The organism is Fulvivirga marina, assembly GCF_016775155.1.
GTDB lineage: Bacteria > Bacteroidota > Bacteroidia > Cytophagales > Cyclobacteriaceae > Fulvivirga > Fulvivirga marina.
This window is the reverse complement of sequence record NZ_JAEUGD010000019.1, coordinates 84,064-100,231: the sequence shown is the minus strand read 5'-3', so window position 1 is coordinate 100,231 and position 16,168 is coordinate 84,064. Positions and strand designations below refer to the sequence as shown.

Below are 16,168 nucleotides of genomic sequence, written 5' to 3'. Positions count from 1 at the left end.
GTTTATTTTTTGGATGGGAGGTTTTCGCAGGTTCTTTCGTATTTTAGATCAGGGTCATCTCCCACATAAGTTTTCCATTCTTCATCATTCATATTACGATCAATCTGTTCGCAGATCTTGTCGGCCATGGTTTCAATTTTTGTCGGCCATGCCCGTACTACAGTTTCCTGTGTTCCGGCCAGTATTTGCCCATCGTCAGGGCTAAAAGCTATTGTCCATACCCAGGTAGGGTGATCGGATAAAGTTATGGGCTGGGCATTCAGGTTTTCCCGATTCCAAAGCCTCACAGTCTTATCTTTCGAGGCACTGGCAATAAACCTTCTGTCCTTGCTGAATTTGATATCATTGATGGGCGAGATGTGGCCAATTAATGATTTGACTGGCTCGTTTGAAAAGAGCTTGAAGGTTTTTATCAGGCCCGACTCGTCACCAATGGCAACTACATGGTCAACCGGACTTATGGCTACAGCCGAGAGCGTGGTGTTATTGCTATAAATCTCTGTTGCCTTGAAATTATTTTTAACATCATAGAGCATAACCTTTCCATTGTTGGCCACACCTACCAGCCACTTACCATCACTGCTTAGGTCTATATCGTTAAGCCTGAACGGAACAGAGGCCATTTCCCTAACAGAGGTCAGGTCACTATACTTTATGCTTCTACCTTCATTATCCAAAATAATGAGTCCCTTATTGTCCGGCGTGAAGAGAAGGTTCCACACATAATCTTCAAAGCCACTGATCTTTTTAGGTGTCTCTCCCGGATTGTTGAGGTCAAATAGTTCAATGAATGGACTCTTATTACCACTTTCAAATTCTCCTCCTGCGGCAAGCCACTTGTTATCACTGCTTACAACAAGGGTTCTAATAATTCGTCCTGGCTTATTCGATCTTAAGGTATCAGCAACTCTATTCACTCCTTTTAAATTCCATCTCAGGATTTTTCCCTGGGTGTCAGAGGAGTAAATGTAATTGCCATTTTCATTGGATACGATCGCGCGTATCCCTTTATCGTGTCCGCCCAAACTTTTTACAAGAGGGTCTTGCAGAGATTTCAGTGCTTCATACAGACCATCGTATATATCATGGTCATACTTATCGCCTTCATTGTTGGTGTTGAAAATGTAGGCCTGTTGGGCCAGCAAACCTTTCAGTGTGGCTTGCTCATCCCTCATTTGCGTAGATTTAATAGCCATGGCTTTGGAAATAGCCAGGTATCTCAACCGGTCAGCCTTAGCTTTGGCAGCAATGGCTGTCTTTTCATTTTCATTGGCAATGATGGCATTATCCTCAGCTATTTTTTGAGCATCAATCGCAAGCCTTTCATTGTTTTTAGCTAAAGCTTCTCCTGCTTCTGCACGCTGTCTTTGTTCTTCAGCCTCTATCAAAGCACTTTCAGCTCTTTCCTTTTGAGTTTCGGCTCTTTCTTTTTCCTGTTCAGCTCTTTCTTGTTCCTTTCTGGCTAGTTCTTCATTAACCTTTGCTCTTTTTTCATTTTCCTTAGCTATGCTTTCTTGTGCCAAAGCCTCGTTCTTGTTTTGTTCTGCTTTCAACCGTTCCGAATCAGCTTCGGCTTTTTGAATGAAAGCGTAAATGAGAAACATAATGGAGATTACGGTGGCGCTTGCCAGAATCAAAGCTGTTATACGGGCATTTCGAAGTCGTCTTTTTTGTTGAAGCTCTTTAATACGTTGCTCGGTCTCGAACTCTTTCTTTGAATATTCGAGAAAAACGAGTGTCCTTTCAAATGCCGGGTGATATCTCTGACCCCAGATAAGTGTAGGTTTATGCTTAGCTTGCCAATTTAGAGCTAGTTGTAGGTCAGGTGGACGCCAGAGTCCTGCTTTTCCGACCTGATACATACTGGCTGCTTCGGAAAGCCGAAGGTACATCTGAACAGCTTCTGCCTCATCATCTACCCAGTTTTTTAGCCTGACCCATATCCTCATTAAGCTTTCATGAGAAATGTCGATAATGGATTTTGTGTTGAGTTCTATGTGGTGGGCAGGGGTTAGCAATGACCGGCTGGGTTCACGGAATTTATCAATTACATCGATCACCTCCTGCTCGGAAACACCTGAAATTGCAGCTATCTCACCTAGCCTGGTAGGCCTTCTGATACCAAAGTTTTCTCCACGTTTTTCAGTTATGGCCTTAAAAATGGACTCGCAAATATGCTTTTGGTTATCATTTAGCTCATCGTAGGCTTCATTTGCATGCATTGATAAAGCTTCTGACATGGTGCCAATAGCTTCGTAATGCTTTATATCAACAGGTTCTCCTTCATAATCCCTGTAATTACTCCAGTAGCTCCAGGTACGCATGAGAGCATGCTGTAATATGGGAAGTTGGTCTGGGTTATCACCCAGGTCATTTAATAATTGCTGGGTGAGCCTTTGGGTGATTTTGGCTCCACCAACTGCTACAGGGCCTTCTATGGCTCTCCTTTTCTGCTCCCGGGTCATCTGTGGGATCAGATAATGGCTGTCGTTGATTTTTTTTGTGAGGTCAGGGAACTGGGCGCAATCACCAATAAAGTCTGAACGCATAGTGATGCCAACATAGATAGGTATGTCTACATAGTTAATGGCTTCTATCAGCAGATTGACAAAGGCCAATGTTTCATTTACAGTTCCTGTATCTGCGCTATCTTTAAAGCGGAATAGTTCTTCAAACTGGTCAACCAGGATCAGGTAGTTTTTGTTGCTGGTCCTTTTGGATTGCTGTACCGCTTCTACCAGGCCCAGGGAGCTACTTCTTAGCAAAGTAGTTACTATGGTTTTCTTTATTTTTTTTTCCTCCACATCAGCTACCCAGTATGTGGGGTCTGATTGAAGTAGCGACTCTGCAAGGTTTTCAATAGGACCTGCGCCAGGTCTTGTAACGATCACTTCCCAGTCGGGACTGGTGTCAGTAAGGAAGCCTCCATATAATATAGGTAGCACGCCACAATATATAAATGATGATTTACCACTTCCTGAAGGACCGATAACACCCACGAAGCGGTGCTTCGACAGTTTAAGAAGCACTTCGTCACTCTGGCCTTCCCGTCCGAAAAAAAGGTGACTTTCTTCAATTTTGAAAGGCCTTAATCCCGGAAATGGGTTGACTGAAGTAGTAGTGGATCGAGGCGTTAGATTAAATTTTTCTTCAGCAATATCGCTCATCGTGCTACACTTTAATATCTTCCAGGAATATTTTTACATCATTGAGGGCGTCTTTTCCAGTGCCGTCAATGACCATGATGTTGTGGTTTTTGTAGGAGCTCCAATCCATCTGTTTATCCTTGTTGCTCATGATTGCTTTGCCTTGAATAGGCTTGCGTCTTCCAAAGCCCGGAGCCTTTAACAGATCAAGTAGCTTCATCCTTACCCACTGGTCATTCACATTGTTTTGGAAAACTATTGCGGCATCAAAGTCGCGTAAATTAGCAATATGGTGTTGCCGCAGGTTGAGCAGTTCACCTTTGAAAGAAGGTATCAAAACGTTATACCCAGAACCATTGATGAATTTTTTGAGAGGAGCAGCCTCTTTTTCATCTGTTTTGTCATAGAGCAAATAGACATTGGCTTTTCCGTTTTGCTCTACATTTCCGGTTTCGCGGCGGTTAAGTTTTTTATCTATTCCTATTTCTATCAACTCTTCTCTTACAATGTTTTTGAAGTCTTCGAGGGGTGTTTGCAGTATTTCAGCTCCTTCAATGGATGAAAGGTCCCTTTTGACACTTTCAATGAAGGCAAGTTGCTTTTCACTGGCGTTTTGCAATTTTGGGGATATCCAAATTAACCGGGAAAATTCAGATTTATCTTTTAGTGTGCTGCTCTTTTCCGAAGCGATCTGGTTTTGAATATCTACGATAGAGCGGTCAGAACCTCCGGGGATCTCGCCATAGGAACTCCCTATCAGGTGTATTGACAAGCTGCTTTCTTCTACATCTTTCTTGATTTCATCTTTTAGTTCGTTAATGTTCTGTGGTAAGTTACGATCGGGAAGCACTTTATACCCATGTCTTTGCAACTCACGCTTAATAATGTTTCGCTGAATAGTAAGGTCATGTCCTGTTTCTGCCAGATAGATCGACCTTCGTGAAAAGATCGGTTTTATACCTGCTCCGGAATCTTTTTGCTTTAGCAGGATCAACCCCTCATGGATATCGTAAGCCAGATCAACCATTTTCATCCAAAAATCCTGTTCAGCCTCCAAGCTAAAAAAGTCTTCATAGTCAGTGGCCTCACCTGAATCCAGGTTGATATTATACAAATTAAAGCCGATCAGGTCTCTTAACTTTGTAGGTTGCTCTTCTATAGTCAACGGCTTTTTGATGACCTTAAATACACGCTGATGTTCTGTATTAACGGTGTTGTAAAATTCCTCCAAAGTATCGAGGCACTCTCCTGATTCAATGAATGCGGGTGATATGATAGGTATAAGGGTACCTACTTCCTTCATATCTGATGCTGCTATGCTGTCGTGTTCTGACTTTAGTAATATATTGGGCTTTTCACCCAGCACTTGTATAAGCATCAACTCCAGGAATCTTTTAAATTCAGTAACCCACTGTTTGCCATGATCGTTGGGCTGGTTGTCTGCATCAGCGTAAATAATTAATATATCAATCTTAAAGGTCATGTGAGCTTTAATTTTCTACGTTTAATGAAAAAGATTTTTGATGATTATAATTAATGTTTTTTATAAGCCCTTGTGCCAGCTCATGGTGATTGGCCATTACATTATAAAAATTATAAACTGATAGATGGAAAATTACCGCATCACCGAAAGCCATAATGTGTGTAGCTTCACGGTGGTCATCCAGGTTAAAAATATGACCAAAAACTTCACCGGTTTTTAGTCTTTGCACTTCACTTTCTTCTTGCATTACTAAAGCTTCTCCTTGAGCGACAATGATAATTTGCTCATCATCATTATGCTGTATAGAAAGCGATTTGCCAGCTTTCAGATGTGTGGAGTACATTTTGTCCACCAAGTCGCAAAGGAGTATACCTTTTATATTTTTGAATACAGGCAGGCGTTTAAGGAACATGACCATTTCTATGGATAGAAAGAACCCATCTTTCATACCTTCATGCACGCTGTTGTTTTCTATAGACTCATGTATGAGTTTTAGCCTTTGGTCGGGCAAACGTTCAGATATTTTTTCAAAGGCTTGTTGGTCTTTGTGGTACATAACCCAGCCGGCAACTTCATGCAGTAATCTATCCTGGTTAAACAGTTGGGCTATCAGCCCTTTGCTTATTCTGAATTCGGGATAGTGAACCAGGCTATAGATCGCACATGCTTTAGTCCAGCGGTTGATCTGATTATAGTTTTTGTTAAGGATAAAGTTCAAAACTTGAATCAGGCTGTAATCTTCTCTGGGGAAATGAACCTGGAGTTGATGTACCTTGTCATGAATAGGTATGTCATCTATTAATGGAAACAACTTTGGTTTTAACTCAGGGTCAAGAAAAAGGTCAAGAAGTTCTATGGCAAAAGCAATACCATCACTGGTACCAGTTTCTACGTTTTCACGCACCAGTTGTACTGACTGGGGATCATACATGATAGATAAAATCATGTAGATGGTGTCTTCATTGTTACTTATTTCTTCTTTAATGGCATTTCGAAGTTGCTCAAAACGTGTTTCATTTCCGGGAATTTCGATTAGCGCGGCAAGATTCCATATTGCTTTTCCAATCTCATTTTCGAGAAGGTTGGTGAGGTTGGAAATCTCCCTGCTTTGGGCCTGGTAATTAAAATACCGGAACGAAAGCAGTATTTGTTTGACAATCCGTTTATCAGGATACTCTATTTTTTTCCATAAAAGCTCTATAGCCTCTGGACCACCAATTCTGCCCATGATCTGCACGATTTTAAGCATTACCTGGTCGCTTTGACCTGATTTATGAAAGGCTGTCTCAAGAGTAAATAGCGCAGCTTCTCCACTTTCATATAAAGCTGAGGCTGCAGCATTGCTGTATGTAGGAGAATCTAAGAGCTCGATCAGGATGGTCCAGGTCTCGGGCCTTTGTACTTTTCTGGCTGTAATGATTGCCTCCATCTTCACCCTCGGGTCGATATCCCTTAGTAGTTCGAGTAGAACAAAAATATTGTGGTCATTGATCAGTTTTCGGAGTAGCTTGGCGGCCAATGTCCGGTCTGTTGTTTTTATTGATTTACTAAGCTTGGCTAGTTTATTAGCAGGAACGGATATTACTTCGGAATCTTCTGAATCATTGGCGGCTTTTTTTGCAAGCTGGTGGAGTTCTTTATTTCTGTCAAATTCAATATCGAGGCTTTTAAGTTTTTCATTAGCATAAGCCTTTACTTTTCTTGAGTCGCTTTCTGTCAGCCTGATGATAGAAGACTCAAATAGAGCAGGCTCAAGTTTTTCCATAAGCTTCAACCCATATATTATACTTTCGTCAGCTTTGCTGTTGATTTCATTTTCAAGGACCTTATTTATAGCATACTCTTTTTGAGATACATGTTTACCTTTATTTTTTATTAATGTGGATTGCAGTGTTTCTTTGTAATTATGGTGCATTTTTCTGGTTATAAAGTACCAGATGGCGAGTATAGGTAATGTAAATATGGTAATGTGGATTAGGCTGAATATCTTGACATTGTTGATCAGGATGATCAGACCCCCTGCGACAAGTCCTGCAAAAGCCGTAATAACACCCTCTATCTTGGTTTGTACATCAAAGCGAACGGCACTGTCGATAGGCAGGAAGTATAGTTTAAATGCCGGACCGTCCAGAGCGTCCTTGAGTGAAGCTATAAATAACTTGCTCATGGATATAATTACGAAGAAGATCACAAACGTTTCACTAACTTCTGAATAACCAAAGGTGTAACCGATTGGAATGGCCATCAGGGTAAAAATGGTGATCAGCAGAGGGTTGATCAATAATGATACTTTCAAGCCATAAATGGCGATGATCTTATCGGTGACGAATGTTTGAAAAAGAAAGCTAAAAATAACTACAGTGGCTTCGAAGTAGCTTAAAAATTTAGGTAGCTCCTTTTCATTGAACTGTGTTGTTGTTACGTTCAGAAACGAATAGTCAACAAAGTTCATGGCAATCATAGAAATGATCACAAAAAGCGACATCAGCCCGATGTACTTGTCTTTGATGATCATGCCGTAGTTTATGCTTTGTGCTTTTTCATGCTCCTTTTTTATAAACAGGTTCTTTTGTGTTATAATAAAGAACATCCCAAGGTTACCTACGATGCTTACCAGACTTATGAACAGCAACTCCTGGGTGCTGATGTACTTTAACATAAGGGGGATTGAAAACAGAGCTATAATAGATGCTATGAGTTGACCGGTATCAACACTGCCTATAACTCTTTTAGCCTTACGTAGATTAAACATCCGGCCAAATGAACCCCAGAAAATAAGAAGTACAATGAAGTTCGAGGGAACAATGAAAGTAAAAGCGAAGAAATACAGGGGTTTAAGGTTTTCGGTGGTTCTAAAACCAAACTCTATACCTGCCAATATTAATGTTATTAAAAATAGTGAGCCGATAGCCAGCTTTCTAAAAGAAACCTTGTTTTGGAAATAGTTGTATATGGCTGTTGTGACGATGCCCAATATACCGGAGACTAATATAGCTACCGGTAATTCTTCTTTTTCATCAAAGTTATTCAGGAATAGGGTAGAAGCTCCAACATCCAGAGTAGCCAGGAAAATGCCAATGAAAAACCCCATACCAAGAAGTAAGAATATCTTGACGGCATCATTTTCCTCGACATTTAAAACCTCAAGAAGTTTTTTATTAAAGCCCATACTATATTTCTAAAGGAAATTACAATTTAATATTTAATAATTAGAATAGAATAGAATAGCAATTAAATAAAAAAAATGAGCAATTAGGGGAAGATTATCATTTGCAGTTAACCACTGATTTGCAGCGAAATTACAATTCTTTTGGTGATTAATTAAATAAACTGCTTGGTTATGTTAAAAAATATTGGAATAACATGTTAACAGAAAATGATTAAATTTGTATGTTAAGGCCCCATAGGTATTGCTTTATTATTGAAAAAAATTGAAATACAATTGAGAGGAATGGAACGTAAAAGATCATCAGTTACCTTATTATTAGTGTTTATGCTTTTGGGCATAACTACCGCATTTGGTCAGGATGTGGATAAAAAAGTGTACGATGCTGACAAATATTTTAAAATAAGAAACTATCAGGAGGCATTGTCCTTATATCTGGAAGCTATTGAGGCTGGAGTGGACGATCCCGTGGTTTACTACCGCACTGCGGTTAGTTACCAAAATATGTTTGAAATTAATGAACAGGTCAAGGCTATCCCTTACTTTGAGAAAGCTATAGCTAAGGGGATGGACCAACTGCCTGCCAATGTATATTATGATCTGGCTGAGGTTTACCACAAAGATGAGCAAATAGAGAAAGCCCTGGATTACTATGGTAAATATAAAGCAGCATTGAAGGGAAATCAGGGGGAAATTTCCAAGGTGAATCGGGCATTGGAAGTAGCCAATAATTCCCTTTCTCTGATGAGCAGTCCTAAGGATATTACAGTTGTTAATCTTGGACAAGTGATTAATTCGCAATATACTGAATATAACCCTGTGGTATCCGCCGATGAAAGTGTAATGGCTTTTACAGCTTTACGCCCTAATACAGGTAAAACCAGATCGAGTGATAAATTTATTGAGGAGGTTTATATTTCTTATAACACTTCCGGCAACTGGTCGCAACCGAAACCTATTAAGATAGCGTCCAATTATAATGTAGGAACTGCAGGAATTTCTGCTGATGGCCAGAAAATGTTGATCTTTATAGGAGGAGCGGATGGCACTGGCAATCTTTATACTATCGATAAAGCTGGTGATGACTGGTCTACACCTGTAACTATGGGAAATAAAATCAACTCCAGATCCCATGTAGAGACTACCGGTAGTATTACTCCTGATGGAAAAACATTGTATTTCGCGAGTAACAGACCTGGAGGCTATGGAGGACTTGATATTTACAAATCGGTTAAAACTGAGGCTGGAGACTGGGGTGAGCCTGTAAATGTGGGGCCTGAAGTAAACACTAAATATAATGAAGATGCGCCTTTCATTCACCCTGATCAGTGGACGTTGTTTTTTACATCAGATGGACATAATACCATGGGGGGAAGAGATATTTTCGTTACCCGCTTGTTTAATGGTAAATGGACTGCACCGGAGAATATGGGATACCCTATAAATACCACGGCAAATGATAATTATTTCACACTTACTGCTGATGGTAGAAAGGGATATTTTTCATCTGACAGAAAAGGTGGACAAGGCGGACAAGATATCTATTCAATTAATATGCCTGAAGAGGAGGCCAATATTCCACTTACCATGATCAAAGGGCGTATCCTGAATGGTGAAAATAATGAACCTATTCCTACAACTATTTATGTGGTAGATGTGGAGTCAGGTAAGAAGTTGGATTTTGTATACCAACCTGACCCTAAAACCGGTAATTACCTGATCATTTTGCCTCCTTCGAAAAATTATGATATGATTATTGAGTCAGAAGGCTTTTTGCCTTATACGCTGAATATTAACATACCCGGACAAACCTACTTTTATGAGTTATATCAGAAGATATATCTTAAGACTATTAAACAGTTTGAAGTGGTTGTAGGCCAGGAGGTAGAGGTTAAAAATGCTTTTTATGATACCCACGAGGACGCAGTTACAGATATCAGAAAAACACATGAAGCAACACTGGTAAAAAGTGACAGTATTGATATGTATGACCTCATGAATGATCTGATTGAAGCACAAGATCAGGAGGGTATCGACTATTTGGTTAGTCTTATCAATATGAAAAATCCTATTGAGGATGTGAACTTTGATGACGCTCGTGCATTGGAATCTGCTGCAAGAGTTTATTATTATGATGAAAGTGACGAGAGTAAGTTCGAACAGAAGGTAGTGAACGGGAAAACCATATTCTCGCTGCCTACTATGTATGTAACAGAGGAGGCTGAAAAACAGAAAAACAGAAATAAGGGGAGGTCTACCACATACGACCCTGCTTTGCTAAAAGCAGTGATAAAAGTCTATTTTGATGTGGCAAAAAGTGAATTGAAGCCGTCATATCATCAACAGCTCAATGAAATATTAGAAACGTTAAACAAATACCCTGAATTAGGCATTCAAATATCTGGTTATGCTTCTGCAGAAGGCGACGAGAAGTTTAATAGGGAGCTTTCCAATAAAAGAGCGATTGCTGTGCTTGATTATATTAATCATAAAGGGGTGGTTCGAAGGAGGATCATAGCCAAAGGGTATGGTGCTACAAAAACTGAAAGTTCAAACAAAGAAGAGAGCCGTCGTGTGGAGATTCAGATAGTTGATCTTAACGAGCACGGAAGAGAAGTGAAATAGTTAAAACAAGAATAAGTGAAAAGCCTCATTCTGATTTCAGAATGAGGCTTTTTTGTGAGCTTGATTGGGAAGCGTTACTTCCTTCCAATATATAAACTTTGTATGCTCGTGCTATTCAATGTGATCCCAATAAGTTGATTTATTATTTAAAAGTTAGCTTTGAGTGATAGGATGAAGTTTCTGCCCGGGGCTACAATTCCTGAACTATAAGGACGATACCTTTGATCTGTAATATTTTCTAACCCCGCACTGATGGACAGGTTATCCGCAAATGCATAGTTCGCCTTAAAGTTTAGGGTATACCAGCCTGGTGACCAAGGGTTGCCATCGTCATCAATAGCGTAAATATCCGTTTTTCCTTTCTCTTCCTCCGGAAGATCATCAAACACTCTTTTTCCACTGTAATGGGTATAAAATTGCATGTTAAGCTTATCAAACTTGTAGGTCAGCCTGGTTACTCCAAACCATGGAGCAGCATGTCTGGAAGGACTTTCTTCTCCATTGTCAAGCTCCTCAGTGCCTTTTTGGTAACTGAAGTCAGATGACAGTTCGAAACCATCTGACAAATTGAGTTTAAAACCGGCCTGTATACCATAAACCTGTGCGGTAGCCGCATTTTGTATAGCTTGTACCTGGCTCAGCTCGCCATCATACATGATACTGTCCTGACCATTTAGGGTATAATCACGGCGAGTGAGTGCATTTTGCAAACGGGTATAGTAGCCACTAATGTCGATTTTAAGCAGATCATCGAAGGTTTTGGCTATACCCAGGTCAAGGTTGTAGGCATACTCGGGGTTGAGATCGGGGTTGGGTATTACTATTGAACCTGGCTCTGAGTCAAATACTTTGCCCATGTCGTCTACATTAGGCGAGCGGAACGCGGTTGCTGCGTTAAGGCTGATCACCAATGTATTGGTAGGGCGGTAAACAGTACCTATACTCCCAGTTAAAGCTCCATTATTCAGTTCAGCATCGGAAAAAGGGAATGGGTAGAAGCGGGTATCAAACGAGGCATCGATTTTAACCTGATTATACCTCAGACCAGCCTGTAGCATCAGATCATCTGACAGGTCATGTTGGTCAGAAACATATAAGCCGTATGACGACCATGTGGCTTGTGGGTATCTTGCAGGCCCCGGAGAACGCTCGCCTGTGGAGATGTCTTCATTAATACCGGTTGAGGTAACATCATTTCCCACTATCTCGATGCCATAGTATAACCGGTTTTTGTCATGGATAGATTTAATGAAATCAAGGTTGGCCGAGTAAGCCTCTACTTCTTCAACACGTGTTTCTCTTATATTATCATTAAAGTTACGGCTAATACGGCTTTCCTCAAAGGATTGCCAGGCTAGCCTTAAGGTAGCTTCATCAAAGAATCTGCCAACACTGGAATAGCTAATATTCAGGTTGTTCATCAGCCACTTTTGAGGACCATAGCTCCATTCTCCATACCTGGGGAGGCCTTTCTTGTAGCGGATGTGTCTGTCATAGCGAGCATAATCCGAAGTCTCTGAATAGTGGAGGCCGTATTCAATATCCCAGTGATCATTGGGGTTGAACCGTAGCTTTTGCATCATATTGATTTGCGTATAGCCAGATGGAGCCTGTACCTGAGGATCGTTATTGGTGACCACTACATCCATACTATCTTGTCGTTGTACATAAACCGGCCGTAGGTACTCATCAGGGCCGTGGCTACCCATACGAAGGTCTCCGTAGTTGTTAGCACTGATACTCGTTACCGACGCCCACTTTTTCCAGCCTACATTGATATCAAAATGCCCCGTTTTTTCATTGTTGGCTGATGAGTATCTCGTTACCGCTTTGCCGGTTATCAGGTGCTTGTCTGAAATGGACAGTTGAGGTTTCAAGGTTTGGAAGCTCATCACACCACCAATGGCATCACTACCATAGATGATCGATCCGGGCCCAAAGAGTACCTCGGCATTTTCTATGGCAAACGGATCCAGTGAAATGACATTCTGCAGGTTTCCTCCTCTGAATATGGCAGTGTTCATTCTTACCCCGTCTACCGAGTATAGCAGCCTGTTGGTAGCAAACCCGCGGATCATGGGACTGCCTCCACCTTGCTGGCTTTTTTGGATGAAGACCTTGCCGGATATGTTAAGCAGGTCGGCCGCTGTTTGCGGGTTTTGTAAGGCAACTTCTTCCGGTGAAATTGCAATAACCTTAGAAGGTACTTCAGTTGACGATTGGTTCCACTTGGTGGCTGATACAACCACTTCTTCCATAGTGAATTCCGAATGCGCAAGGTTTAAATTAAATGATTCATGCTGTAGTTCATCATAGCTTTTTGTTACTCTTTTATAGCCAATCAGATGGATGATGATTTTTTCTGCTCCCCGGAAGGAAGAAATATCGGCTTTCCCTTCTGCATTAGTGGTGGCATAGGCTTTAGGTTGTTTACTTATTAAGGCTACCATCTCCAGTGGTTCGCCTGTTTGTTGATCTTTAATGGTTATTACCTGAGAGTATCCAAAGTATGATACACCCAGTAACAAACACAATAAAATTATTCTGTTCATTATAATGTTTTAGATAGGTAAAAAATTACGAGGCTTTCAAGTCCGTTATTTCATAAACAGCGCGTATCAATCATAAAATGAGTGAGTATCTGTTATTAAACGGTAGCCTTTAGTGCAGAAAATATTGCTGCACAACTATATCAGGCTCTTGAAAAGTCTCTAAGTACCATTGGGTAATGGCGATAATTAGCATGTTAAAGATCAGACTGCTTTAGGAGGAGGTATGGGAGGAGAAAGCGTATGAAAGTATGCTTCCCGTGTATAAGTGTAGTGCTTTTCTATTTCTTCACCATTGGATTGGAATAATAGCGCTGTATTTTGGCTGAAAAACAAAGAACTGTAAAAACGAATTGTTTTACCTTTCCTTTGCTCACGTTCCATATCCCCACCCAGGGCGTTTGCCAGTAGATTTTGCAGCTTTTTGTTGAGTTGAGTTTCTTCATGGTCCCACCAACACCAATAATGTATAACCCCGTCTATTGTATCTTTGGCAACAACATCATACATCTGGCCATTGAATTCAAACTCTTTTTCATGCTCCCAGTTCAGCTTACTGTTTTGCTTTGGTGTGAACTTAAGAAGCACAAGTTCGCTTTTGTCAATGCCAGCTATCAACTGTTTTTTTAGCTCTTTTCTTACCTGTTTTTTTTCATAGCTCAGCCACGTGAAGGTTCCGAGAAACGGAGCCACCATACATAGTAGAAGTGCTATTACAAGTAATCGTCGTTTCAATGCATCAACTTAAAGATGCAATATAAGTATAAATGATTGATTAGTAATGAGGAAAGCATCGAGTGGTGTATAGCTTATTTAGTTGGTTTATATGTAAAGCTAATTACAGTTTCACTCTCACCACCGGTTTTCTTGTAAAAATCCAGGGCGTGTTGATCTTCTGCGTGGGCCATTACGAATATTTCTCTGGCGCCAATAGACCGGCCATATTTTAAAATTTTCTCTAGCAGCATTTCCCCCAATCCTTTCCTTTGGTGTTCGCTTTTGATGGCGATATCGTAGATGAAAATTTCCGGTATCCCTGAGTAATAATCAGCCAGTTCATAAGCTGTAAGCCCACCGAGGACTTGCCCGCCATCCAGGATGACATAGACTATAAAATCAGACCTTAACAAAGGGGTGTATTGTTCCTGCTGCCCAATCCAGGGCTGGTTGTCTTCAAACACTTCACGAAAGAGTTCGATAAGTTTTTGGAATAAAAGGGTATCATGCTTACCTAGCTGTTTGATCTCCATATGGTGAAGTGATATAGTTAATAGATCTCCATTAGGTTGATTCTACCACCTTGTTTTCTTTAGGCTCGAACATTAAGACCACAATTATGCCGGCGGTATAGGCTATTAGGTCCAGCCATTCGAAAGATACTCCAATAATTATTCTGGCAATCTTATACTCTTCGAGGCCTAAGATGTAGACCAACCTGAAGTATTGAGCAATTTCTACTGCATATGCAAAAAGAAGCACAGCTAAGGCCAGCTTGAAGACAGGTACGTTGAGGAAGGTTCTGAAAAAGCTATAGATCAGTATAACCACCAATAAATCCCCGATGTAGGGTCTTATGATACTATCATGCACATATAGGGCAATAAGCACTTCAGTGATCAGCAAACCGATAGTCAGCAATAAGTATTTTATTTGAAATTTAAACATTACTGATGGTTGAGTTCAATAGAGTTTCTGATCAACTGTGCATAAAACCGGATGGCATTTTCAAAGTCATTAACGGATATACGCTCATTAATACCATGAAATGTGCTAATGTTTTCACTGTTAAGATAGAATGGTGTAAAACGATAAACATTGCTGCTTAGTGGATAGTAATAGCGAGAATCAGTTGCACCTATAACGAGGTTGGGTGTAACGACCACTTGAGGGAATATTTGCTTTATGGTAGTATGAATAGTGTTATAGCCAAAAGAATTAACACTTGATGACTTGGGTGCCTCACTGTTGAACGAACCTTCCTTTACTTCTATGCGATCATCGGCTATGGTGTTGATCACGTGCTCCTTAACATCTTCGATGCTGGTACCCGGCAATATTCTAAAGTTTATAGAAGCATGCGCCTCATAAGGGATCACGTTTTCTTTGATTCCACCATTGATGATGGTAGGAGCAGTGGTGGTCCTGATCAATGCATTACCGGATGGTTTCTTTTCCAAAGTACTTATGATCATGGGCCTGAAAATGGTGGGGTTGGCAAATGCCATTTTCTGTGTGAAAGGCATTTCAGGACCGATGTGACTCATGAAGTCCTGCACGGGTTGGGTTATTTCGGCAGGGAATGGGTTATCCTTTAACCTTGCCACTGCTTTGGAAATGGCATCAATAGCTGTTTCTTCCTTCGGCATAGATGAGTGCCCACCCTCGATGGCTATTGACAGGTTTAAGGTCACAAAGCCTTTTTCCGCCGTACCAATGAGAGCAATATCTTTATCAGTTCCAGGTATTAGTCCCTGGGTAATGGCAAAACCTTCATCGAGCACAAATTCGGCTTCTACATCTTTTTCTTTCAGGTACTTTACAATAGCTACAGCACCGTTTAGACCTCCAAGCTCTTCATCATGGCCGTAACAAAGGTAAATAGTACGTTGGGGTTTTACTCCTTCTTTCAGGAGTAGCTCTACAGCTTCCAGGTTGCCAATTACGCTTATCTTGTCATCAATGGCGCCACGCCCCCAGATAACTCCATCTTTGATGATACCAGCAAAGGGATCAATATACCATTTTTCAAGGTTTTCTGTAGCTACAGGCACTACATCGAGGTGCCCCATAAGTATCACTGGCTTGAGTGATGTGTCCGAGCCTTCCCATTTGAATATCATGCTGAACTCATTGATGTTGGTTAACTCTAAAAGCGAATCGGTCAAGGGATAGGTGTTTTTTACGAATTGCCCGAATTCGTAAAATGCGGTTGAGTCAAAATCTTCTGGGTTTTCATTCGATATAGTACGGATTGTAAGGGCCTTTGCCAGGTGCTCCTTTGCATCTGCGGGGATGCTTATTTTAGAAGCAGGGGCCACTGTAATTTGTTTGGATGGAAAAGTGAAGGTGTTGTATAAAATATAACCAACAATTACAACAATAAGTAAAAGAAGGGCGAATAGTATTTTTTTCATGAGGCAAGCTAATATATAAAATGGTTATTGACAATAGTTAACAGAGAGGTTTGATCTGTAATTTT

Annotated in this window: 9 protein-coding genes; 1 reads left to right on the top strand and 8 read right to left on the bottom strand. The window is 40.7% G+C overall.

Annotated elements, in window-relative coordinates; all coding sequences use genetic code 11:
- Nucleotides 1-2: 2 nt before the first annotated feature.
- Genes JMN32_RS06255 through JMN32_RS06245 form a run of 3 tightly spaced genes read right to left on the bottom strand, consistent with a single transcriptional unit; the run spans nucleotide 3 to nucleotide 7,798 of the window.
- Nucleotides 3-3,167 (bottom strand): WD40 repeat domain-containing protein, encoded by a 3,165-nt coding sequence (locus JMN32_RS06255; RefSeq protein ID WP_202855448.1) that lies wholly within the window; start codon nucleotides 3,165-3,167, stop codon nucleotides 3-5.
- Between the two features lie 4 nt (nucleotides 3,168-3,171).
- The gene (locus tag JMN32_RS06250) at nucleotides 3,172-4,629 is read right to left on the bottom strand and encodes a hypothetical protein (protein WP_202855447.1); all 1,458 of its coding nucleotides are present in this window, start codon (nucleotides 4,627-4,629) and stop codon (nucleotides 3,172-3,174) included.
- Between the two features lie 7 nt (nucleotides 4,630-4,636).
- Complete coding sequence (locus tag JMN32_RS06245) at nucleotides 4,637-7,798, bottom strand: cyclic nucleotide-binding domain-containing protein (protein ID WP_202855446.1); 3,162 nt, start codon at nucleotides 7,796-7,798, stop codon at nucleotides 4,637-4,639.
- Nucleotides 7,799-8,080: 282 nt separating this feature from the next.
- On the opposite strand from JMN32_RS06245, the gene JMN32_RS06240 reads away from it, so the two are divergent.
- Nucleotides 8,081-10,420 carry an OmpA family protein gene (locus tag JMN32_RS06240; protein ID WP_202855445.1) on the top strand — a complete coding sequence of 780 codons (2,340 nt, stop codon included), beginning with the start codon at nucleotides 8,081-8,083 and terminating at the stop codon, nucleotides 10,418-10,420.
- 146 nt (nucleotides 10,421-10,566) lie between these two features.
- Here the strand turns inward: JMN32_RS06240 and JMN32_RS06235 are convergent, their stop codons facing one another.
- From JMN32_RS06235 to JMN32_RS06215, 5 genes are all read right to left on the bottom strand, one after another.
- On the bottom strand, nucleotides 10,567-12,972 hold the full coding sequence (locus tag JMN32_RS06235; RefSeq protein ID WP_202855444.1) for a TonB-dependent receptor: 2,406 nt from the start codon (nucleotides 12,970-12,972) through the stop codon (nucleotides 10,567-10,569).
- Nucleotides 12,973-13,173: 201 nt separating this feature from the next.
- The gene (locus tag JMN32_RS06230) at nucleotides 13,174-13,704 is read right to left on the bottom strand and encodes a hypothetical protein (protein WP_202855443.1); all 531 of its coding nucleotides are present in this window, start codon (nucleotides 13,702-13,704) and stop codon (nucleotides 13,174-13,176) included.
- 74 nt (nucleotides 13,705-13,778) lie between these two features.
- Nucleotides 13,779-14,219 (bottom strand): GNAT family N-acetyltransferase, encoded by a 441-nt coding sequence (locus JMN32_RS06225; protein ID WP_202855442.1) that lies wholly within the window; start codon nucleotides 14,217-14,219, stop codon nucleotides 13,779-13,781.
- Between the two features lie 31 nt (nucleotides 14,220-14,250).
- Nucleotides 14,251-14,634, bottom strand: coding sequence for a ribosomal maturation YjgA family protein (locus tag JMN32_RS06220; protein ID WP_202855441.1), 384 nt, complete (start codon nucleotides 14,632-14,634; stop codon nucleotides 14,251-14,253).
- Nucleotides 14,634-16,103, bottom strand: a complete 1,470-nt coding sequence (locus JMN32_RS06215) for a M20 family peptidase (RefSeq protein WP_202855440.1) — start codon at nucleotides 16,101-16,103, stop codon at nucleotides 14,634-14,636. Before JMN32_RS06215 ends, JMN32_RS06220 begins: the two co-directional genes overlap by 1 nt.
- Nucleotides 16,104-16,168 lie beyond the last annotated feature (65 nt).